The organism is Yinghuangia sp. ASG 101 (assembly GCF_021165735.1).
Taxonomy (GTDB): Bacteria; Actinomycetota; Actinomycetes; order Streptomycetales; family Streptomycetaceae; genus Yinghuangia.
This window is the reverse complement of record NZ_CP088911.1, coordinates 6,690,332-6,711,894: the sequence shown is the minus strand read 5'-3', so window position 1 is coordinate 6,711,894 and position 21,563 is coordinate 6,690,332. Positions and strand designations below refer to the sequence as shown.

The following is a 21,563-nucleotide window of genomic DNA, read 5'->3' as shown; positions in this document are numbered from 1 at the left end:
CGGCAGTCATATCCGGCGAACACGCGGTCGAAGACCGAGGAAACCCCACGACCCCCGAGAAACCGGGAAACCGAGAAAAGGACACCCCCCACGATGACCACGCACACGTCCGGCCTGGCGATCGAGACGCAAGGGCTGGTGAAGGTCTTCGGCACCAACCGCGCCGTCGACGGCATCGACCTCAGGGTCCCCGCGGGCAGCGTCTACGGCGTCCTCGGCCCGAACGGCGCCGGCAAGACCACGGCCGTCAAGATGCTCGCGACGCTGCTCCGCCCGGACGACGGCGAGGCGTACGTCTTCGGGCACTCCGTCCTGCGCGACCCCGACGCGGTGCGCTCCCGGGTCAGCCTGACCGGGCAGTACGCGTCGGTCGACGAGGACCTCACCGGCACCGAGAACCTCATCCTCCTCGGCCGCCTGCTGGGCCACCACAAGGCGTTCGCCCGCAAGCGCGCCGCCGAGCTGCTGGAGGCCTTCGGCCTGACCGGCGCGGCCGACCGCCAGGTCAAGACCTACTCCGGCGGCATGCGGCGCCGCATCGACATCGCGGCGAGCATCCTCAACACACCCGACCTGCTGTTCCTGGACGAGCCGACGACGGGCCTCGACCCGCGCAGCCGCAACCAGGTGTGGGACATCGTGCGGGCCGTCGTCGCCCACGGCACGACCGTGCTGCTCACCACGCAGTACCTGGAGGAGGCCGACCGGCTGGCCGCGCGGATCGCGGTCATCGACCACGGCAAGGTCATCGCCGAGGGCACGCCCGGGCAGCTGAAGTCGTCGGTCGGTGCAGGATCGATTCACCTGCGGCTGCGCGACCCGGAGCAGCGCGAGGAGGCCGAGCGGGTCCTGCTGCGGGTGCTCGGCTCGTCCGTGCAGCTCGACCCCGACCCGGTCGCGCTCACGGCGGCGGTGCCGAGCCACGGCACCGAGCTGGGCGCGGCGGAGGACGCCGCCCGTGCGCTGTCGGAGCTGGCGCGCGCCGGCGTCACCGTCGACGACTTCTCCCTCGGGCAGCCGAGCCTCGACGAGGTGTTCCTCGCCCTCACCGCATCCGATCCCCCGCGCACGTCCGCGCGCGCAACCGCCGACGCCACCACGACCAAGAAGGAGACGGCAGCATGAGCACGGTCGCCACCAAGGACACGGACACCGACCTGGACGTCCCCGCGCCGGTCGCCGCGGAGGACCTGGCCGCCGTCTTCGTCTCGAAGGAGCGCCCTCCGCGACCGGGCCCGCTGTCGGCGTCGGTGACGTTCGGCTGGCGCGCGATGCTGAAGATCAAGCACGTACCCGAACAGCTTTTCGACGTCACCGCGTTCCCGATCATGATGACGTTGATGTTCACCTATCTGTTCGGCGGCGCGCTCGCCGGATCGACCAGTGAATACCTCCAGTTCGTGCTGCCGGGCATCATGGTGCAGAGCATCGTGATGATCACGATGTACACGGGTGTCTCGCTCAACAACGACATCGAGCGCGGGGTGTTCGACCGCATCCGCACGCTGCCGATCTGGCGGCCCGCGGCGCTGGTCGGGATGATCCTGGGCGACCTGCTGCGGTATGTGCTGGCGTCGGCGGTCATCATGACGGTCGGCCTGATCCTGGGCTTCCGCCCCGACGGCGGCGTGCTCGGGGTGCTGGCGGCGATCGCGCTGCTGGTGGTCTTCTCGTTCGCGTTCTCGTGGATCTGGACCATGTTCGGTCTGCTGCTGCGCAGCGAGAAGTCGGTCATGGGCGTCAGCATGATGGTGCTGTTTCCGCTGACCTTCCTCAGCAACGTGTTCGTCGACCCGAAGACGATGCCGGGCTGGCTCCAGGCCTTCGTCGACGTCAACCCGGTCACCCACCTCGTCAGTGCGGTGCGCGACCTGATGGCGGGCGACTGGGGCACCGGCGAGACCCTGTGGGTCCTGCTGTTCTCTGCGGTGTTCGTGGCGGTCTTCGGGTCGCTGACGATGCGCCTGTACAACCGCAAGTAGCCGGGCCGGACCGGCGATGGGTCGGGGGAGGCACGCGCCGCGTGGGTGCGTGCCTCCCCCGACCCGTGTCGCGGGCCCGTCGCGAGACGGCCCGGCCGGTTCACAGGCGCCAGGAGATCCCGCGTTCGCCCCGGTACGAACACGCCGCGCCCGTCGACACGTTCTCGCGCAGATGGGCCGCGAGCCCGGGGTGGACGGCGTCCATGCGCCGCAGGGTGTCCTTGATCCGCGCCGTCACGGTCTTGCGCGCCCGCTCGGCTTCGTCGCCGAGCCTTCTGGCCCGCCCGCCGAGGCCCGCCGCCGCGCGCAACTCGTCGAGCAGCGCCGCGCGTTCGGTGTCGTACGCGGCGGCGCGGGCGTCGTCGCCGAGCCCGGTGGCGCGGTCGATCTCCTCGTCGAGCCGGGCGAGACGCCGCCGGTAGCGCGCCTTCGCCTCGTCGTCCAGCACCGGGTCGCCGCCCAGCCCGCGGGCCGCGACCACGGCGTCGCCGCCCGCGGGGTTGAGCAGGCGCACGGCCGGCACGTCGACGCCCGGGCGGCCGAGCAGGTAGTGCACGTCGCGCAGGCCCTTCGCGTCCGGCATGTGCGCGGTGACACCGCCGAACGCCAACTCCCAGACGGCTCCGTCGCGTCGGAAGCGCGCCATGGTGCCGAACGGCCGGTCGGCGTCCGGATCGTGTGGGGCGGGCCCGAAGGTGTCGTCGCCGAGAGCGCCCGTGGCGGTGCCGGACAGGTCCGCCCGCGCGGCCTCGCGCCGCTCGGTCGCCGCGATCAGCCGCCGCGCGCGGTCCGCCCATCCGGGGACCTGGCGCATGTCGATCGCGCGGGCGTCGGCCTCCGCGCGGGCCACCGCGTCGCGGGCGGCCTCGGTGTCGCCGGGCGCGCCCCGGGCCGCGAGCGACGCGGCGAGGCGCACCCGTGCGTACACCGCCCAGGGCCGGGCGCGGAGACGGTCGGCGCTCTCGGCCGCCTCGGTGAAGCCCGCGACCGCGTCGTCCCAGCGCTCCTGGCCGGCGTCGACGACGGCCGCCCACAGGACCATCGGACCGCTGATGTCGCAGCCGTAGAGCGACACGGCCCACTGGTCGCGGTAGGGCGCGATGGAGCGCCGTGCCCGCTCGCACAGCTCGGGGTCGCCGGAACCGGCCGCGGTCAGGGCGAGGAAACGCAGCCACAGCGGCACGTACACGCGGTCGAACGGCTCGTCGCCGTCGGCCGCGTCGGCCCCCGGCCGGTCGAGCACGGTGCGCAGGTGGCGCAGCGCTTCGCCGGTCTGCCCGCGCTCGGCGTCGGTCAGGGCCGCGAGCAGCTGCGGGTGGAAGTGGTCGCGTTCCGCGAACTCGGCCCGCAGCCGGTCGACTTCGTCGTCGCGGCCGTGCAGGAACATGATCGACCAGCGGATGTGCCCGGGCAGGTGCCGGAACGGGGAGTCCGCGCCGCTGCCCTCGGCGTCCAACCGCCGCAAGGCGGCGTCGAGATGGCGCTCGGCCTCGGCGAAGCGGCCGACCAACGCGGCGATGAGACATGAGTCGATCGACGCGGCCATCAGGAACCGCGGCTGCTCCGCACGCTCCGCGGCGGCGACGAAGGTGCGGAACTGGTCGAGGTACGCCGGGTCGCCCAGTTCGAGCAGCGTCACCCAGCGCATCGACGTGGCGTGCAGCTCGATCTCCGTATCGCCCTTGCGGCGTCCGACGGCGATCATCTCGTCGGTGAGCGGCAGGCGTTCCGCCGCGGTGCCCGGACCCCACGTGGTGTCGTGGGTGCTCCACAGGCTGAACCCGAGTGCTTCGTCGTCGGCCCCGCGCCGCGCCACGACGACGAGCCGCACCGCGAGTTCGCGCGCGAGACGGTCGACCGCGGCGGCCTCGCCGGACGACTCCCGGCCGCCGGGGCGGCCCGGGCCGATGAGCAGGTCGTGGGCCTCCCGCACGATCTCGGCGACCCGACCGCGCCGGGAGCGGCTGGGGACGCGGTGCACGGTGAGCGCGACCCGGGCGAACAGCGCGGGGTCGCCGTGGCCGCGGGCCTCCTCGACGACGCGTTCGAGGAAGTCCCATCCCTCCGGCTTGCCGTCGCGCCACAGCGTCACCCCCAGATCGAGGCGGACGCGCGTGCGCCGGGCGACGTCGTCGATCCGCTCGGCGGCGTCGCTCGCCCGCCGCAGGTGCACGATCTCCTCGTCCAGCGCGAGGCGGCCCTCGGCGTCCTTGGCGGCGTCGCACAACAGGTCGACCGCGCGCTCGGGCGGGAGGGCGGGTCCGGCGAGGTGGGCGTGCCGGGCCAGATCGGCGGGAACCGACCGGTCGCCGACGCCGGGCGTGCCGGTCAGCGCCCGGACCACGCCCGCGTGGCGCCTGCGTGCGTCGTCCTCGTCGAGCGCGTCGTACAGCGTCTCGCGGACCAGGTCGTGGACGAACGCGAAACGGCCGGCTCCGGCGGCGGTGACCAGCCGCGCGGCGACGGCCTGGTCGAGCAGGCGGTCGACGTGCGGGACCGGCGCCCCCTCGGCCGCGGCGAGCGCGCGCCGGTCGAACGACCGGCCCAGGACGGCGGCGGTGACCAGGAGCCCGCCGACGGGCTCGGGCAGTTGGGCGAGCCGGCGGCGCACCGCCTCCCGCACGCCGGGGGCGATCGCGGCGGCGTCGCCCCCGCTCGCCCACAGGCGGGCGGTCTGCTCGACGAAGAAGGGGTTGCCGCCGGTCCGCCGGTGGACCTCGCCGACCAGGTCGTTTTCGGGCGCGCGGCCCGCGGTGCGCTCCATGAGCGCCCCCACCTCGCCGCGCGCCAGCCCGGTGAGCGTGACCGTGGTGGCCTTGGCGACGAGCGGGAGGATCAGCGGACGCAGCGGGTGGCCGGGCGACTCGGCCTCGGCGTCGCGGTACGTGCACATGATGAGCAGCCGCTCGAACCAGGCGTGTTGGGCCGCGAATTCGAGCAGGCGCAGCGAGGCCGTGTCGGCCCAGTGCAGGTCGTCGAGCACGACGACGACGGGACGGTCCCGGGACGCGCCGACCAGGAGCGTGGTGACCGCGTCGTACACCCGGAACGCGTCGTGACCCGGTGGGTCCTCCCGCTCGGCGCCGGGCATCTCGCCGAGCAGCACCGCGAGGCTCCCGCCCGCCTCCCGCGCGGCGGCCTCCCACTCCCGCTCCCCCAGGGCCCGCCGGAGCGCGCGGATGACCTGCACCCAGGGCCAGTAGCCGGGCGCGTTGTCGGAGTCCCAGCACGACCCGCCGAGCACCAGCGCCCCGCGCTGCCGCGCCTCTTCGGCCGCACGGGTCACCAGAGCGGTCTTCCCGATACCCGGCTCACCGGTCACCAGGACCAGGCCACCGTGGCTCTCCGCGGCCCGCTCCACGTGGGCGCGCAGCAGACCGCTCGCGTGCGTGCGCCCGATCAGGCGTCCGTGGGATGGCTTCATGGTGGGCGCGGATCTCTCCGAGACGTCGGCGGGGAGACGGGGACAAGAAGCGGCAGTGCAGCCTATGCAGGCGCACTGACATCACGCACGCGACTATCGACGGCGCCGGCCCCGGGCATGGTCCTCGGCGTGAGACCGCGGCCGGGACAAGCGGCACCGCGTGACACCACACGGACTGTCCCCGCCACAGTCCGGCGTGGGGACCACGACCGCGCCACGGCGATCCGGCGGCGCGTGACGCCGTGAACGGTCCAGGGGAGGTCGGCGCGGGGGTCCGGGCGACAGCGTCCGTGCGGCGGGCGGCTGCGGGGCCGCTTCGGCGGCGCGGCCCGACGAAGTGTCACCCGACGAAGTGTCAGAGGACAGGGATTCCGGCCCGGTGGCGACGGGCCTCAGTCGTGCGCGTCGCCGGTGTCCCCTGGGGCTTCGGGCCGTTCCCGGAGCGTCGCCATCGGGGCGAGAGGCAGCGGCTCGGACGGACGCAGGGCCGGGTCGTCGACGGGGAACGTACGCACGCGCCCCGGAGCGGAACCGGGCGTCTCGAACCGTACGGTCACCCGGCCCACGCCGCTGCCCTGCACCCAGCCGGGACCGTGCTCGGCGTGCTCGACGTCCTGGCCGGGGAACCAGCGCCGCCCCCCGGAGCGACCGGGGTGGAACACCGGCACGCGCCCATAGGCCCCGGCCTCGGGATCGCCCGGCCCCGCGCCTTCTTGGGCACCGCCCCCGGCCCGGTTCGCGGCGATCACGGATGCGTCCGCTCCCGCGCCGGGCTCCCCCGCACCCCGCCGACCGAGGCCGTCGCGCTCCCCTCCTCCGGCGCCCGGCGGTCCGCCGTCCGCCTCGTCGGCCTCGTCGTCCCCCGTCCCTCGGGGGGTCTCGTCCTCGGCGTCGGCCGTGTCCGGGCCGCCCGCCGTCGTCTCGGCATGCGCGACTCCCCCGCCTCCGGCCCGGTTCGCGGCGACCGACGAGGCGCCCGCCCCCGCGTCGACCTGCCACTGCCGCGCGATGTCGTCCTCGGACCGCGAAGCCGCGGCGTCCCCGCCGCCCTCCCCCGTCTCCTCCTGCTCCCCCGCGAACAGATCCTGCTGCGCGAAGTCCGCCAGGGACGCGACGCCGACGCCGAGCAGTCGCAGTCCGCCGGTGAAGTCGACCTGGGCGGCGAGGCGTTGCGCGGTTTCGCGGACCACCGACAGGTCGTCCGTCGGGGCGCGCAGGGTTTCCGAGCGCGTGAGGGTGCTGAAGTCGTAGCGCCGCATCTTGACGACCACGGTCCGTCCCGTGCGGCCCGCCGCGCGCAGCCGCTCGACGCAGCGGGTGGCGAGCCGGTCGAGTTCGGCCGCGACGCGGGTGCGGTCGACGAGGTCCACCTCGAAGGTGTCCTCGACGGAGATGGACTTCGCGTCGCGTTCCGCGACCACCGGACGGTCGTCGAGCCCGCGCGCGTGCTCGTGCAGCGCCCGGCCGTGGGCCTGGCCGAAGAGCCGGATGAGTTCGTCGGGGTCCGCCGCCGCGATGTCGGCGACCGTGGCGATACCGACCTTGCGCATGGCCTCGGCGGTCGCCGGGCCCACGCCCCACAGCGCGCGCACCGGGAGGGGATCGAGAAGCGCGCGTTCCCCGCCGGGCGGCACGACGACGAGCCCGTCGGGCTTCGCGGTCTCGGAGGCGATCTTGGCGACGAGCTTGGACGACGCGACACCGACCGACGCCGTCAGGCCCGTCGCGTCGTGGATCTCGCCCCGCAGGCCCGCGGCCAGGCTCGCGACCCGCGCGACATCGAGGCCATCGCCAAAGGGACCTGCCTCCAAATCGACAAACGCCTCGTCCAGACTGAGCGGCTCCACGAGTGGCGACAACCGCCCCAACAGCGTCATGACCAGCTCGCTGACCTCCCGATAGGCGGTGAAGCGCGGCACCAGGAACGCCGCGTTCGGGCAGCGCCGCCGGGCCTCACCGGTCGCCATCGCGGACCGCACGCCGAACGTGCGCGCCTCATACGACGCGGTGGCCACGACGCCGCGACCGCCGACGCCGCCGACGATGACGGGCTTGCCTCGGAGGCTGGGCTTCGCGGCCTGCTCGACCGACGCGTAGAAGGCGTCCATGTCGAGATGGAGGATGGCCGGGGTCGATCGCATTTCCTCCGATGATGGCGCATCCCCCCGACATCACCCGCCCTCCGCCCCCGCGTCAACGCGGCGCGGTCAACGCGGCGCGGTCAACGCGGCGCGGTCAACGCGGCGCGGCGACCGCCTCGGCCACTCCGGGCTCCTCGGGGCCGAGGACGGCCGGGTCCGGTTTCAGCACCGCCTCGCCGAGGGCCTTGCAGGCGGCGAGGATCTCCCGCGCCCCGCCGAAGAGCGTCAGCCCGACCAGGTCGCCGCGCATCGAGTCGTCCGCGACCCCGTAGGCGTCGAGTCCGGCCGCGCCGCACAGCGCCAACGCCCGGCGCATGTGGAATCGTTGGCTGACCACGATCACCTTGTCGACACCGAAGACACGCCGCGCGCGTACGCAGGAGTCCCAGGTCGAGAATCCCGCATAGTCGGCGACGATCCGCTGCTCGGGCACCCCGTGGTCAATCAGATAGCGCCGCATGACGTCCGGCTCGTTGTAGTCGGGGCTGCTGTGGTCGCCGGAGACCAGGAGCACCTTGGCCTTTCCGGCGCGGAACAGCTCGATCGCCAGATCCAGGCGCCGGGCCAGCAGCCGGGAGGGTTCGCCCCCGCGAATCCCCGCGCCGAGCACGAGCGCCACGGGGGCGGCGGGGACGTCGTCGACGCCGCGCATGCGGTCGCCGCCCACCGCGTACACCCAGGTGACCGGTGCCAGGCCGATCACCGTCGTGATGACCACGGCCTGGAACAAGATCCGCTGCCCGCGTCGACCGCGCGGCCGACCGCTTGTCCGAGTTGCCACGCACCCGGGGACGCCTCCGCCCATCCGCACGGTTCCCCCGCGCCCGCGACGGCCGCGCGAGACCGTCTCAACCGGCGCGTTCGCGACGGCGGCGGGCGAGTTCGTCGCCGTGGTGGCGGTAGACGATCTCGCCGGTCGCGGGGCGTTCGCCCTGGAGCGTGCCGAGCGATGCCTCCACCTCGCGCCAGACCGCACCGACCGCGATCCCGAAGACGCCCTGGCCGCCCTGCACGAGATCGACCACCTCGTCGTACGACGTGCACTCGTACACGCTCGCGCCGTCGCTCATCAGCGTCATGCCGGCGAGGTCGCCGACCCCGCGGCCACGCAGGTGGGCCACCGCGACGCGGATGTTCTGGAGGCCGACGCCCGTGTCGAGCAGGCGCTTGACGATCTTGAGGACGAGGATGTCGCGGAAGCTGTAGAGGCGCTGCGTACCGGAACCGTGGGCGGGGCGGATGCTCGGCTCGACAAGTTCCGTACGGGCCCAGTAGTCCAGCTGGCGGTAGGTGATGCCGGCGGCGGCGCAGGCGGTGGGCCCCCGGTATCCGACTTCGTCGGCGGCGGAGGGCGCCCGGCCGTTGGGCCCTTCGGCGTAAGGGCCCGCGGGCGCGGCCGACGTCAACGGGCGGCCCGCGCGGGCGCGGCCCGCAGTATCGCCGGTGCTGCTCACGCCGACCTCCGTTTCGCCTCTCCGCACCTGCCTGCGGGGAGAGGAATACCGTGACTTCCGGACCGCAAGCGGCAGTTTGCAGCGCGCACGGATCATCCCCGGAACTGTCGATTTCGACGGTAGGCAGTCACCCAGAGCGCGTCAACGACCACCGCATTCGGCACGCCGAGTGACGCACGTCTCAATTTGCGTTTGAAATCGCGATGATCCGGGTACGCATGGCGACCGCCCACCTGTCGCTCCCGGGCGGACCGATCGAATCGGCCCGATCGGGTGGCGTGCCGGCTCACTCGATCGAGTGACCATACAACACCCCGGCGCACGCGCCGCACGCACGGTCCGCGACGCGGCCGAAAGGGCCCCGCCCCGGAACGCCGCCGAGGCATCACGGGGTTCGTTCCTTGCGGGGGCGGTAGTGGAGACGCTGCGCTTCCGAACCGGCGCGCACGCGGGCGCGCATGGATACCCGGAGTGCCCGAAGGCGGCGACTGACGCTGTCCCGGGGCGGGATACGCGGACTACTGGCTCGTGGTGCCGAAGTCCTCGGGCGAGATCTGGTCCAGGAACTCCCGGAACTTCTCGACCTCGTCCTCCTGCTCGTCCGGGATCACGATCCCGGCCTCGTCGAGAACGGCCTCGGCGCCGAAGATCGGCGTACCGGTGCGCAGTGCGAGCGCGATCGCGTCGGACGGCCGGGCGCTGACCTCGGTGCCGTTGGCGAACACCAGCTCGGCGTAGAACACGCCTTCGCGGAGGTCGACGATCCGGATACGGGTCAGCTCGTGGCCCAGTGCCTCAAGCACGTCGCGGAACAGGTCATGCGTCAGAGGCCGCGCCGGGACCACGCCTTGTTGCGCGAAGGCGATCGCTGTCGCCTCCACGGGGCCGATCCAAATCGGGAGGTACCGATCGCCTCCTGTTTCCTTCAGGAGGACGATCGGCTGGTTGGAAGGCATCTCCACCCGGACGCCCACGACCTCAAGCTCGTTCACATCGCCACACTAGCGCGCCCGGGTGAGGAGCACAGATCCCCCGGGGCCCTTTCGCGCCTGTATTCGTCGCATTTTCTTCTCTGGCGGTAAACCCGAAGATGTGTGAATTTCGTGTTCACCGCTCGAGAAGCGGGCGCAGCGCAGCTCCGACCAGCACCGTGTGCAGACGGGACGTGAGCGACACGAGGTCGCGCACGACCTCCTCCGCTCCGGTCCGCGCGCCCGCGCCCCGGCGGTGGGTCAGCGGTGCGACGATCTGCTCCACGAGTGCCGCCTCGCGGTCGGCGGCGGCCTTGACCTGGCGCAGGTGGCGCGGCTCCAGGCCGTATTCGCCGAGTGCGGTGACCAGCCGCGCGATCACCAGGGCGTCGCCGTCGTACAGGCGTGCGGCCGGGGTCGGGGTCGGGGCCGGAACCGGGGCGGTCTCCTCCGCTTCGGCCTCCCCCGGCTCCCCGGGGCGCTCGGCCGGCCCGTCATCCGCAACGCCGACGTCGGTGGAGGCGGGGACGGAGGCGACGGGGGCAGGGGCGGAGACGGGGGCTGGGACGGTGCGGCGCGGCTCGATCAGGCCGAACTCCTCGAGCCGGGCCAGCGCGGCTTCGTCTATCCCGGCCGCCGCCAGGAGTTCGGCGCGGTCGAGCAGCACCGGCGGACGGGCCGGCCCCTCGGCCCCGGCATCGGGGTGGGGGCCGGAGCCGTCCGGTTCGGCGCCGACCGCGCCTCGGCCGTCGTCGACGGGTTCGAGGCCGCGGTCGATCGCGTCCAGCTGGTCCTTGATCACTTTGAGCGGCAGGTACTGGTCGCGTTGCGCGCGCAGCACGTACCGCAGGCGATCGACGTCCGACGGACCGAACTTGCGGTAGCCGGAAGGGGTGCGCTGCGGCTCGACGAGGCCCTCGGCCTCCAGGAACCGGATCTTGGAGATGCTGACGTCCGGGAACTCCGGCCGCAGCATCTCCATGACCTCGCCGATGCCGACCAGCGCGCGACCGCCGCCCTCCCTGGGCAGCACGGGCCTGGGCGGCACCGACGTCACGTGTGCTCCCCGCTGCCGATCTGCGTGTGGCGGCTCGGGAAGAAGACGAGCCGGTACTTGCCGATCTGCACCTCGTCACCGCCGGTGAGCGGAACCTCGTCGATGCGCTGGCGCCCGACGTACGTGCCGTTCAGGCTGCCGACGTCGGCGACCGAGAAACCGGCACCGGTGCGCCGGAATTCGGCGTGCCGGCGGGACACCGTGACGTCGTCCAGGAAGATGTCGCTCTCCGGGTGACGGCCGGCGGTGGTGCGGTCGGAGTCGAGCAGGAAGCGGCTGCCGGAGTTGGGGCCGCGGCGCACCACGAGCAGCGCGGTGCCCGGCGGCAGCGCCTCGACGGCCGCCTGCGCCTCCGGGCTGAGGGCCTCGCGCGGAGCGGCCTGATCGGCGTCGAGGGCCTCGATGCCGGTGATCGAGATCGTGGACGTCTGCTCCGACGGGCGCTCGACGTCCGGGCGCAGCGGATTGCCGCAGTTCGAACAGAAGCGGCTGCCGGACGGGTTGCCGTGCCCGCAGTTCCGACAGGTGACCGTCCCGTCCTCCGCGCCCGCGGCACCCGGCGGCACGACGACCGCGGGCTGCCCGCCCGGCGGTGTCGGCTGCGGTGCCTCATATGCGCCGCCCGCGGGAGCCCCGGAGCTTATACGCGGGTCGGACTGCGCCGGCCCGGGCCCGGGGTACGGCACCGAGGCAGGCGCCTGCGGTGCCTCCTGCTCGGCGCGACGCGAACGACCGAACAGCCTCGCGAACAACTTCACGCGAGAACCTCCCCGAGAGAGCCTGGCCCGCCCATGGGGCAGGAATGTGTCGTCGTAGGTGTGGCCGCGCGGCCGGGCACCGAAGTGCCGCCCGCGGGGCCGGTGGTGTCACGGCCGCTTCGCCGCCGTGGTCGCTGGAGTCCTCGCATGGTGCTCAGGCGTCCAGACTTCTGACGTACGCCGCGACGTCCCACAGCGCGCCGGCTGCGGCAGGGTCGTCGGGGCGTACCTCGAACATCCAACCGTCCCCGTAGGGATCGGAGTTCACCAGTTCGGGCGCGCTCTCCAGGGCGTCGTTGACGGCCACGACCGCACCGCTGACCGGTGCGTAGACGTCGCTGACACTCTTGGTGGACTCCAGCTCGCCGCAAGGCCGTCCGGCGGTGACCGTCACGCCGTTCTGCGGCAGTGTCACATACACGATGTCGCCGAGGGCGTCCTGCGCGTACTCGGTGATGCCGACCCGCACCGTCCCGTCCTCGTCGCCGAGGGAGCGCACCCACTCGTGCTCCGCCGTGTACGTGAGGTCCTCCGGGTACATGCCGGATCCGCCCTGCCTTCCTTGCGTCGTTGCTCCGTGTGTGCGCTCGCGAAGCCGCCGCCGGAACAGGAGAACCGTTGCCGAGGGCGCCGCGTGGCGGTGCCGTCGCTGATTCTGTCAGGTCTCGATCATTCGGGAGTCAGCCGTCGTTGCCCGCATCCGGTGCCGAGCGAGCGTAGTCAGGCGTCGTCGGCACCCGCAAGGCGTCCACGACGACCTGCTGGGAGGGTACGACGACGGCTTGGGCCTCTTTCCGCTCCAACGTACGAATCACCCCGCCCGGGATGTTCAGCGCGGGTTCCAGGTCCTGCGGATTGCCGATGACCTTGAACACGTAGGGCTGCGTGACGGGTTGCTCGTCGACGAAGATCGGCGCCCCGGGCGCCGACTGGATGAAGTGCGTCTCGGCGGCGACGCGGACCTGGTTGACCTGGACGGCCTCGGCGCCCGCCGCGCGGAGTTCCTGCAGGGTGTCGAGCAGCATGTCCGCGGTGACGGCGCCCTTCGGGTCGGTGATGGTCAGCGTGATGCCGGGGCCGGTCGCCTTGACCGTTCCGGCGAGAATGCCGAGGACTTGCGCGCGTTGGTCGGTCTGCACGCGGGCTTCCTCGGCCGCGTTGTTGCTGCTCTCGAGTTCGGCGCGGTCTATTTCGAGGCGGCTCTTCTCGGAGTCGAGCCTCGCGGTGCGCTGTTCGAGTTCGTCCAGAACGCGCACGAGATCGGACTCGCGCGCACCGCGCAGCGGATCGGACTCGGTGTTGCTGCGCACTTGGATCGCCAGCGCCGCGCCGAGGGCGAACAGCAGGATGCCGACGACCAGTTGGGCGCGGCTGACGCGGGGCGGCCACAGCGCGGCGGCGAGTCGGCGCCGGCCGCTGGGTTCGGGGGTGCCGGGTTCCTCGGGGGGCTCGCCGCCGTCGGCGGCGTCGAACTCGCCGGGGCCGCCGGGCGTGTCGGAGCCGTCCCCGCCGTCCGGGCCGCTCGCGCCGCCGGTCGGGGCGGCGGGGGAACTCGCGGCGGGGTCGGGGGTGTCCGCGGGCTCCGGCCCGGGTGCGTCGGCGGGGTCGCGGGGGCCGACCGTGTCCTCGGGGCGGGCACGGTCGCTCGGCGGGGCCTCGGGGTCGCGGCGGCGTCCGGCGCGTTTCGCGGTGGTCCGGGTCTGGCGGTGCTTGCGGGCGCGGCCTCGGCGGGGCGTACGCGGCGGGTCGCCCGTGTCGCGGGATTCGGACGCGTCGGCGGTGGTCTGCGGGGGCTCGGCGTCGCCGGGGTCGCCGGGGTCGCCCGGGGCGACGGGACCTCGGGATTTCCGAGGGTCCGGGGCACCGTGCGCGCCGTCGGAGGCTTGCGGCGCCGACGGGGAGGGTGTGCGGAGATCGCGCGGGGTGTCGTCGCTGCGGCGTGCGGGTGCTTTGCCCGGAGTGAAGCGCAACCGCGCGGTGCCGTCGTGGCCGTCGCTTCGCTCGGGCGCCCGCGAGGCGGGCGGCACGGCGTCGCGCGCGTCGGCGCGCGGGTCCCGCGTACGGCCGCCACCGGTACGGGCGTTGCCGGAGTGCGGCAGGTCAAGGCGAGGCTCTTCGGGCCGGACGGCGCCCGCACGCGGATCGCCGGGACGACCTTCGCCGCGGCCGACACCGTCCCCGCGCGCGTCACCGGAACGAGCGCCGCCCGCACGGGGATCGCCGCCGCGAGTCTCGGCGGGGCCGGAGCCGCCGGAACCCGCCTCTGCGGGACGGAGGCCGCCGCCCCGGGGGTTGCCGGGGCGGTCTCGGCCGCCGCCTGCCCGGTCGAGACGAACCCCGCCCGGGGGAAACGGACCGGCTTCGGCGCGGCCGGAGCCGCTGCCCGCCCCGTCGGGGCGGAGACCGCCCGGACGAGCGTCACCCGGCCGAGCCCGGCCACGGCCCGGGCCGGGTGACGCGTCGGGGCGCGTGCCGGCCGCGGGGCTGCCTGCGGGGTTGCCTTCGCCGCGCCCGGCGTCCCGGTGTGCGGCGTCGGGGCGCGTGCCGCCGGTCCCGGTGTCGCCGCGGCGGGCCTCGTCCGTGCGGGCGCCGGCGGCGTCCTCCGTCTCGTCTCGGCCCGGCTGTCGGCGCGGGGTCGCCGGGCCGCGTCGCGCGGGGACGTTGAAGTAGGGCGACGGCCGGTCGTCCGGCTCCGGGCGCGGCGGGGCCGCCGGGGTGGGCCGGGGTTCCGGCTCCGGTTCTGATGGGGAGTCAGGAGTGGTGGCGGGGACGGGCGGTGTGCCCTTCTTGGGCGCCTGGGGTCGCCGCGCGCCCTCCCCGGGCCGGGACCCGGGACCGGGCCGACCTCCCCGTCGCGCGGGCACGTTGAAATACGGTGACGGCCGGTCGTCGGCGGACGCGTCGGGGGCGGGAGCGTCCCCGGCGGAACCGCCGGTCGCGGGCGGCTCTGCCGCCGGGCGGCGCCGGACCGGACCGGCCGCGGCCTCCGTACGGCCGGTCTCGTCGCCGTACCAGTCCTCGTCGCGCGACGAACGCGCCGGGGCCCGCGGAACCCCGCCGCGCCGGCCGGGCGTGCGGCGGAACCAGGCGTCGTCACGCGGTGCCTCGCCGTCGCCGCGCGGGTGATCGGCCGTGCGCTCGCGGGCCGGCCCGTCGGCGGGAGGCTCGGCCTGGGACCCCGCGCCCGGCCGCTCCGCGACGTCGTCGGGCCCGGAGGGTTCGTTCCCGGCGAAGTAGCTGCGGAACGGCCGTGGTTCGGGCGGCGGGCCATCGGTCCCGGGCGTGCCGCCGCCGTCGCGCGGCGGGGATTCGTCGGCCATCGCTGCCCCCTCTCAGGCCCGGAAGACGTGCCGGCGGATGGCCGCCGCGTTCGAGAAGATCCGGATACCGAGAACAACGACGACGCCGGTCGACAGCTGCGCGCCGACGCCGAGTTTGTCGCCCAGGAAGACGATGAGCGCCGCGACGACCACGTTGGACAGGAACGAGACCACGAAGACCTTGTCGTCGAAGATCCCGTCGAGCAGAGCGCGGACACCGCCGAAGACGGCGTCGAGGGCGGCCACGACCGCGATGGGGAGGTACGGCTCCAGATCGGCCGGGATCACCGGGCGGGCGAAGAAGCCGACCACGACTCCCATCGCCAAGCCGAGTACCGCGATCACGCTTGTCCTTCCTCGTGCGACGGCACGGCGCCGGTGTTCCGCGCGGTCGCTTTGCTCGACGAGGGCTTGGTCGTGGCCCCCGTGGTGGTCGTCCCGGTGCCGCCCGTTGTCGTCGTGGGCGGCGTCGTCTTGCCGGTGGTCTTGGGCGGTGTCGGGTGCGAGGAATCCGAGGAGGATGAGGGGGATGGTGTCCGGGTCCCCGCCGCACCCCCGGTCGATCCCGCCGAGGGAGACACCGTACCGGTACCGGGAGTCGTGGAGGGACCGGGCGCCGGAGCCGGTGCCGGTGCGGGCGTGGGCTCCGCGCCCTCGGGCCCCGCGACGCGCAACGTCATCCCGATCGCGGCGGGCAGCTTGATCTTCTTCTGCGTGCCGATGGTCGCGCGGATCCCGAACTTCTGTGTCAGATCGTGCAGATAGACGCCGTCGAGGCTCTTCGGGAAGTCGTCGCGCATCTTCTTGGCGTCGCCGATGGCGAGCACGGTGTACGGCGGGGACAGCGGCCGGTTGTCGACCAGGATCGACGCCCCGGCCGCGCGGATGGCGGAAAGCGCGGTCAGGCGTTGGCCGTTGATGCCGATGGCCTCCGCGCCGACCGCCCACAGGCCGTTGACGACGCGCTGGAGGTCGCGGTCCAGGACCCGGCCGTTGGCGAGCGCCTGGGCCTGCCTCGGGTCCTGGTTGGCGCCGTCCTTGTCGCCGGACTGCTGGGCGTCGTCGACGACGACCTTGACCCCGGGGCCCTCGACCGGGTCGGCGCCGGTGAGCGCGGCGAGCATCTGGACGCGCCGGGCCTCGTCGGGGGTGAGGTTTTCGTCCTGCATCGCGTCGACCTGGTCGCGCAGCGCCTCGACTTCGTCCTGGAGCCTGTCCGCCTCGGCCTCGCGGGCGTGGATGCGGTTGACGAGGTCTTCGCGCTCCTTGGCCGCCTGGGGCGCCGCGACGCGCACCTGGTGGACCGCGGCCAGCGTGACGACCGCGGTGATGAGGGCGACGCCGACCGCGGCGAGCAGCCGGGTGCCGGGGGCGCGGTTGGTACCGCGTGCCCCGCCGCGGGCCGCCCGTCGTGCGGTGGCCTCGGCGTACCCCTCGTCGAGGCTGTGGTCCATGATGTTGATCAGCAGCGACATCGACGCGTCGGGGCGTTTGTACCGGGCCTCCCCGGGCGGCGGTGTCCGCGTCATGGGGGTTATCGTTCCATGCCCGCGAGGGTGCCCGTCGCGGTGTCCGGATGCCGGGTGCGGGAGCGGCACGATGCCCGGTGCGGTGCCGTGCCGACGGGTCGGTGCCCGGGTGCCGGGGGCGGCCACGGCCCCGAGCGCACGTGCCGCCCCGCATGACCGCGGCGGGGTCAGTCCCCGGCGTGCTCCACGACCTCGGACCACTCGTCGAGCAGTTCCTCGGCGGCGGTGTCGTCGGGGCCCTCGGCCCATACGTGGGTGACGGCTTCGGCGATGTCCGGCAGGACGAGCACCCAGCGGCCGTCGGACTCCACGACGCGGACGCCGTCGGTGGTGTCGATGTCGCGCTCCCCGGCCGCCTCGACGACCGAGCGCATGACCATGCCCTTGGCCGCCCACGGGGTGGGGACGTCGCGGCGCCGGACGTGGGCGCGGGGAATCCGGGCATCGATCTGACTGAGCGTCAGTTGGGTGCGGGCGACCAGGCCGATCAGCCGGACGAACGCCGCGGTGCCGTCGAAGATGGTGCTGAACTCGGGGACGACGAAGCCGCCTCGGCCGTCGCCGCCGAAGACCGTGCCGTCCTGGGCCGCGACCCGGGCGAGGTCGTCGGGCGAGGTCGTCGTCCAACGCACCTGGACGCCGTGGTACGCCGCGACCTGCTCCGCGATGCGTGTGGTGGTGACGGGCAACGCGATGCGCCCGCTGCGGCGTTCGGCCGCGACGAGGTCGAGGAACACGAGCAGCGCGCGGTGGTCGTCGATGATGCGCCCGCGTTCGTCGACGAGCGACATCCGCTCGCCGACCGGGTCGAACCGGACGCCGAACGCCGCGCGCGAGGACGAGACCATCTCGCCGAGCCGCACGAGGCCGGCCGCGCGGTCTTCGGTGGTCTCGGTCGGACGCCCGTCGTCGAGGCCGGTGTTGACCGTGAGCGCGTCGATGCCGAGGCGGCCGAGCACGCTCGGCAGCACCAGCGCCGCGTTGCCGTGCGCCGCGTCGACGACCACCTTGAGGCCGGCGTCGGGGACGCCCGTGACGTCGACGGCCTTCAGGAGCGAGCCCGCGTAGCTGTCGAACGGGCGTGAGGGGAAGGTGAGTTCGCCGATCTCGCCGGGGAACGCGCGGCGGTACTCCTGGCGTCCGAAGACGCGGTCGAGCTTGCGCTGCGCGGCCTGCGAGAGGTCGGCGCCGCGCTCGTCGAAGAACATGATGTCGACGGAGTCGGGCACGCCCGGCGTCGTCCGGATCATGATGCCGCCGGCCGAACCGCGCGCGGTCTCCTGACGGGCCACGGGCATCGGCACGTTCTCCAGGTCGCGCACGTTGATGGCGCTGGCCTGGAGTGCGGAGATGACCGCGCGCTTGAGGGCGCGCGCGCCGCGCGAGTGGTCGCGGGCCGTGGTGACGGTCGCGCCCTTCTTGAGGGTGGTGGCGTAGGCGCCGGCCAGCCGCACCGCGAGTTCGGGGGTGATCTCGACGTTGAGGATGCCCGAGACGCCGCGGGGCCCGAAAAGGTTCTTCTGCCCGCGGGACTCCCAGATGACCGACGTGTTGACCACGGCGCCGGCCTCGATGGTCTTGAACGGGTAGACCCGCACGCCCGCGGCGACCAGGGACTCCTCTTCGATGAGGCATTCGTCGCCGATGACGGCGCCCTCGTCGATACGGGCAGCACGCATGACGTCGGTGTTCTTGCCGATGACGCAGCCCCGCAGGTTGGTCTGCGGGCCGATATAGACGTTGTCGTGGATCACCGCCTTGTGCAGGAAGCCGCCGCGTTTGACGACGACGTTGCTGCCCAGCACGGTGTGCTCGCGGATCTCGACGCCGCCCTCGACCTTGGCGTAGTCGCCGATGTAGACGGGCCCCTTGAGGATCGCGTCGCGGTCGACCTCGGCGCCCTCCGCCACCCAGACGCCCGGCGCGAGCTCGAAGCCGTCGATGTCGACGTCCACCTTGCCGTCGAGGACGTCGGCCTGCGCCTTGACGTAGCTCTCGTGGGTGCCGACGTCCTCCCAGTAGCCCTCGGCGACGTAGCCGTAGATCGGCTTGCCCTCCTCAAGCAGCTTGGGGAAGACCTCGCCGGACCAGTCGACCGAGACTCCGGCGGCGACGTAGTCGAAGACCTCGGGCTCCATGACGTAGATGCCGGTGTTGACGGTGTCCGAGAACACCTGGCCCCACGTGGGCTTTTCGAGGAAGCGGTCGACGCGGCCCTCGTCGTCGATGATCGTGATGCCGAATTCGACGGGGTCCGGGACCCGGGTGAGGCACACCGTCACCATCGCGCCCTTCTCGCGGTGGTACTCGACCAGCTTCGTCAGGTCGAAGTCGGTCAGCGCGTCGCCGGAGATGACCAGGAACGTATCGTCCCTGAGCGCTTCTTCGGCGTTCTTGACGCTTCCGGCCGTGCCGAGGGGCGTCTCCTCGTTGGCGTAGGTCAGGGTCATGCCCAGCTCCTCGCCGTCACCGAAGTAGTTCCGCACCAGTGACGCGAGGAACTGGACCGTCACCACCGTCTCGGAGAAACCGTGTCGCTTGAGCAGCCGGAGAACGTGCTCCATGATCGGGCGGTTGACCACCGGCAGGAGCGGCTTGGGCATGCTGGAGGTCATCGGGCGGAGGCGGGTTCCCTCACCACCGGCCATGACGACGGCCTTCATCGAGTCACGTCCTCCCATCGCTTCGCTTGACCCGCGCGAATGGCGCCGCACATCGCGGGTGCCCCGCGGGCCTGACAGACCGGCGGGGCCGCGCTACGCGTACCCGGCCTCGGCCTGTTTCACCGCGGCGACCAGGCGTCTGGCCTGGACCGCGTACAGAACTCCTGCCCACCAGTACAGCGCGATACCCCACCAGGCGAACGCCCAGCCGAAGATGGCAGAGAGGGTTCCGATAACACCGCTGTGGTCGCTCCACAGCAGGAACGGAAACGCGTACATCAGATTGAACGTGGCGGCCTTCCCGATGAAATTCACCGGCAGCAGGCCGTACCCGTGGGCACGCAGGTACGGGAAGAGCGCCGCGATGAACAACTCGCGGGCGACCAGCAGGGCCGTGACCCACAGCGGCAGGATGCCGCGCCACGTGAGGCCGATCAGGGTGGACAGGATGTAGAGCCGGTCCGCCGCCGGGTCGAGGACCTGGCCGACCCTGCTGATCTGGTTCCAGCGCCGCGCCAGCTTGCCGTCGAGCCAGTCGGTGAAGCCGCTGACCATGAGGATGACCAGCGCGATCCCGTCGTGGTTCGGCCCGCCGAACTCCGGCCACAGGATCAGCCACAGGAAGACGGGCACCCCGAGCAGGCGCGCGAAGCTGAGCAGGTTGGGCACGGTCAGGACGCGGTCGGTGGTGACCGTGTCGCCGTCCCCTCCGGGCTCGGCCACGGGGGGCGGGGGCGCCTCGGCCACTCGTGACTCCCTGGAATCTGCCGTCATCTGCCGCTCACGGTGTGGGGTCGACGCTGGGTACGGACGCCCCGAGCGTATCGGTGGGTGGTTTCGCCGCTGTTTCCCCCTGCCGCGGAGCGGCGCGCCACGCGGTGACGGCCGCGATCGCGATGAGGACCACGCCCGCGATCAGGTAGGAGTTCCCGGCGAGGAACTGGAACACGTTCCAATGGTGTTCGCGCTTCTCCGCGTACGGCAGCAGCCACAGCAGGCCTTGCGGCGTCAGCGCCGGCCGCCGGTCCATCGACATCGGCCACGCGAACGTCAGCAGCACGAAGACCACCGGGAGCGCGGCCCACCCGGCCCGGACCAGCGCCGACGCGGAGGCCCGGAAACGGGTCAGCGAAACGTGCGCGATCAGGACGAAAATCGGCGCGATCCACACCCAGTGGTGCGTCCAGGAGATCGGCGAGACCAGCAGTCCGGTCATGCCGCACGTCACGAGGGCCGCCAGCTCGCGCCCGCGCAGCGACAGCAGCGTCGCCGCGGCGAGCCCGACGACGCCGGTGACGGCCACCGCGAGCAGCCACAGCGGCTTCTCCGCGGGCCCTCCGTCGAACACGCGGCGCAGCATGCCGTTGAACGACTGGTTGGAGATGAAGTCCTGGCCGACGCTGTCGCCCACGCCTATCGCGTCGGTCCAGTAGGTCTTGGAGGCGCGCGGGATCAGCACCCACGCACCCACGACGGTGAGCAGGAAGGTGCCCGTCGCCACCGCGGCGGCCCGGAACCGGCGTGTGAGGACCAGATACGCGACGAAGATCCCCGGAGTGAGCTTGAACCCGGTCGCCAGGCCGATGCCGATGCCCTTCCACCAGCGGCAGTCGGGCAGCGCCAGGTCGAGGACCACCGCGGCCATGAGGATCACGTTGACCTGGCCGAACAGCAGCGTCTGTTGGATCGGCTCCAGCCACAGCACGACGCCGCCGACCGCGAGCGTCGCCCCGAGGCGCCCCCAGTCGCGGCGGTAGCCGAGCATGCCCCACGAGGCCCAGACGACCGCGAGCAGGCATGCCAGGGTGAGCCCGGTGGCCACGAGCTTGAGCGTCGCGAAGGTGAACGGCAGCTTGTAGAAGACCAGCGCGGCGAACGGCGGATAGATGAAGGGCAGATTGCCGTCGCCGAAGCGGTCGCGGTATATGCGGTGCTGCGCGCGGTTGAGCGAGTCGGCCGCGTCGTCGTACACGCTCAGGTCGATCAGGCGCCACAGCCACTCGGGGTGGTGCCGTACGGTCCACACCCAGGTCGCGGCGGCGACGGCGACGGCGACCAGGCCGATCGGGAGCCACACCCGGGCGGCCAGCGAGCGGTCCCCGGACGGCTTGTACGACACGCGGGGGACGAAGGTGACGACCTCGCGGCGCAGGGCCGCGAGGCTGTTTCCGCCGCTGTCGCGGCTGTTTTGTGCGTGCTCGTTGCGCATGGCTGCGGTCGTCGTCCCCGGAGTCGGCATGGGCTGCATCATGGCGTTCGGGCGG

Annotated in this window: 16 protein-coding genes and 1 pseudogene; 3 read left to right on the top strand and 14 right to left on the bottom strand. The window is 73.1% G+C overall.

Translation table 11 applies throughout. The features are described from left to right. The first annotated feature begins 93 nt into the window (after nucleotides 1-93). Both LO772_RS28745 and LO772_RS28740 read left to right on the top strand, forming a co-directional pair. Nucleotides 94-1,125, top strand: coding sequence for an ATP-binding cassette domain-containing protein (locus tag LO772_RS28745; protein ID WP_231774932.1), 1,032 nt, complete (start codon nucleotides 94-96; stop codon nucleotides 1,123-1,125). Further along, nucleotides 1,122-1,982, top strand: a complete 861-nt coding sequence (locus LO772_RS28740) for an ABC transporter permease (RefSeq protein ID WP_231774931.1) — start codon at nucleotides 1,122-1,124, stop codon at nucleotides 1,980-1,982. The genes LO772_RS28745 and LO772_RS28740 overlap by 4 nt, the downstream gene beginning before the upstream one ends. Nucleotides 1,983-2,082: 100 nt before the next feature. Here LO772_RS28740 and LO772_RS28735 read toward each other — a convergent pair whose 3' ends face one another. The 9 genes from LO772_RS28735 to LO772_RS36440 form a co-directional block, all read right to left on the bottom strand. Next, a complete protein-coding gene (locus tag LO772_RS28735) occupies nucleotides 2,083-5,406 on the bottom strand; it encodes an AAA family ATPase (protein ID WP_231774930.1) in 3,324 nt (1,107 codons plus the stop codon). Nucleotides 5,407-5,798: 392 nt separating this feature from the next. Continuing rightward, complete coding sequence (locus LO772_RS28730; protein WP_231774929.1) at nucleotides 5,799-7,547, bottom strand: DNA polymerase IV; 1,749 nt, start codon at nucleotides 7,545-7,547, stop codon at nucleotides 5,799-5,801. Between the two features lie 94 nt (nucleotides 7,548-7,641). Continuing rightward, a complete protein-coding gene (locus LO772_RS28725; protein WP_331717279.1) occupies nucleotides 7,642-8,265 on the bottom strand; it encodes a SanA/YdcF family protein in 624 nt (207 codons plus the stop codon). Nucleotides 8,266-8,395: 130 nt separating this feature from the next. Next, nucleotides 8,396-9,001, bottom strand: a complete 606-nt coding sequence (locus LO772_RS28720; RefSeq protein WP_231774927.1) for a MerR family transcriptional regulator — start codon at nucleotides 8,999-9,001, stop codon at nucleotides 8,396-8,398. A gap of 518 nt (nucleotides 9,002-9,519) precedes the next feature. Next, complete coding sequence (locus LO772_RS28715) at nucleotides 9,520-9,993, bottom strand: bifunctional nuclease family protein (protein ID WP_231774926.1); 474 nt, start codon at nucleotides 9,991-9,993, stop codon at nucleotides 9,520-9,522. A 115-nt stretch (nucleotides 9,994-10,108) separates the two neighbouring features. Further along, the gene (ftsR, locus tag LO772_RS28710) at nucleotides 10,109-10,954 is read right to left on the bottom strand and encodes a transcriptional regulator FtsR (protein WP_231779765.1); all 846 of its coding nucleotides are present in this window, start codon (nucleotides 10,952-10,954) and stop codon (nucleotides 10,109-10,111) included. 71 nt (nucleotides 10,955-11,025) lie between these two features. Beyond that, nucleotides 11,026-11,595, bottom strand: a complete 570-nt coding sequence (locus LO772_RS28705; protein ID WP_231774925.1) for an FHA domain-containing protein — start codon at nucleotides 11,593-11,595, stop codon at nucleotides 11,026-11,028. A 346-nt stretch (nucleotides 11,596-11,941) separates the two neighbouring features. Continuing rightward, nucleotides 11,942-12,328 (bottom strand): glycine cleavage system protein GcvH, encoded by a 387-nt coding sequence (gene gcvH / locus LO772_RS28700; protein ID WP_231774924.1) that lies wholly within the window; start codon nucleotides 12,326-12,328, stop codon nucleotides 11,942-11,944. Nucleotides 12,329-12,467: 139 nt separating this feature from the next. Continuing rightward, nucleotides 12,468-13,757 (bottom strand): DUF881 domain-containing protein, encoded by a 1,290-nt coding sequence (locus LO772_RS36440; protein ID WP_443089333.1) that lies wholly within the window; start codon nucleotides 13,755-13,757, stop codon nucleotides 12,468-12,470. A 15-nt stretch (nucleotides 13,758-13,772) separates the two neighbouring features. On the opposite strand from LO772_RS36440, the gene LO772_RS28690 reads away from it, so the two are divergent. Next, complete coding sequence (locus LO772_RS28690) at nucleotides 13,773-14,243, top strand: hypothetical protein (protein WP_231774923.1); 471 nt, start codon at nucleotides 13,773-13,775, stop codon at nucleotides 14,241-14,243. Nucleotides 14,244-15,119: 876 nt separating this feature from the next. Here LO772_RS28690 and LO772_RS28685 read toward each other — a convergent pair. The 5 genes and pseudogenes from LO772_RS28685 to LO772_RS28665 form a co-directional block, all read right to left on the bottom strand. Further along, nucleotides 15,120-15,452, bottom strand: a complete 333-nt coding sequence (locus LO772_RS28685) for a small basic family protein (RefSeq protein WP_231774922.1) — start codon at nucleotides 15,450-15,452, stop codon at nucleotides 15,120-15,122. Between the two features lie 293 nt (nucleotides 15,453-15,745). Continuing rightward, a pseudogene (locus LO772_RS28680) lies at nucleotides 15,746-16,636 on the bottom strand (DUF881 domain-containing protein); the annotation flags it as partial. A gap of 167 nt (nucleotides 16,637-16,803) precedes the next feature. Continuing rightward, nucleotides 16,804-19,299 (bottom strand): mannose-1-phosphate guanyltransferase, encoded by a 2,496-nt coding sequence (locus LO772_RS28675; protein WP_231774921.1) that lies wholly within the window; start codon nucleotides 19,297-19,299, stop codon nucleotides 16,804-16,806. A gap of 93 nt (nucleotides 19,300-19,392) precedes the next feature. Further along, nucleotides 19,393-20,046, bottom strand: coding sequence for a CDP-diacylglycerol--glycerol-3-phosphate 3-phosphatidyltransferase (gene pgsA, locus LO772_RS28670; RefSeq protein WP_231774920.1), 654 nt, complete (start codon nucleotides 20,044-20,046; stop codon nucleotides 19,393-19,395). 34 nt (nucleotides 20,047-20,080) lie between these two features. After that, complete coding sequence (locus tag LO772_RS28665; protein WP_231774919.1) at nucleotides 20,081-21,538, bottom strand: glycosyltransferase 87 family protein; 1,458 nt, start codon at nucleotides 21,536-21,538, stop codon at nucleotides 20,081-20,083. Between the last annotated feature and the right edge of the window lie 25 nt (nucleotides 21,539-21,563).

Coding starts and splice junctions, on each gene's coding strand:
- LO772_RS28745 (WP_231774932.1), top strand. CDS start 94: ATGACCACGCACACGTCCGGCCTGGCGATCGAGACGCAAGGGCTGGTG.
- LO772_RS28740 (WP_231774931.1), top strand. CDS start 1,122: ATGAGCACGGTCGCCACCAAGGACACGGACACCGACCTGGACGTCCCC.
- LO772_RS28735 (WP_231774930.1), bottom strand. CDS start 5,406: ATGAAGCCATCCCACGGACGCCTGATCGGGCGCACGCACGCGAGCGGT.
- LO772_RS28730 (WP_231774929.1), bottom strand. CDS start 7,547: ATGCGATCGACCCCGGCCATCCTCCATCTCGACATGGACGCCTTCTAC.
- ftsR (WP_231779765.1), bottom strand. CDS start 10,954: ATGGAGATGCTGCGGCCGGAGTTCCCGGACGTCAGCATCTCCAAGATC.
- gcvH (WP_231774924.1), bottom strand. CDS start 12,328: ATGTACCCGGAGGACCTCACGTACACGGCGGAGCACGAGTGGGTGCGC.
- LO772_RS28675 (WP_231774921.1), bottom strand. CDS start 19,299: ATGAAGGCCGTCGTCATGGCCGGTGGTGAGGGAACCCGCCTCCGCCCG.
- LO772_RS28665 (WP_231774919.1), bottom strand. CDS start 21,538: ATGCCGACTCCGGGGACGACGACCGCAGCCATGCGCAACGAGCACGCA.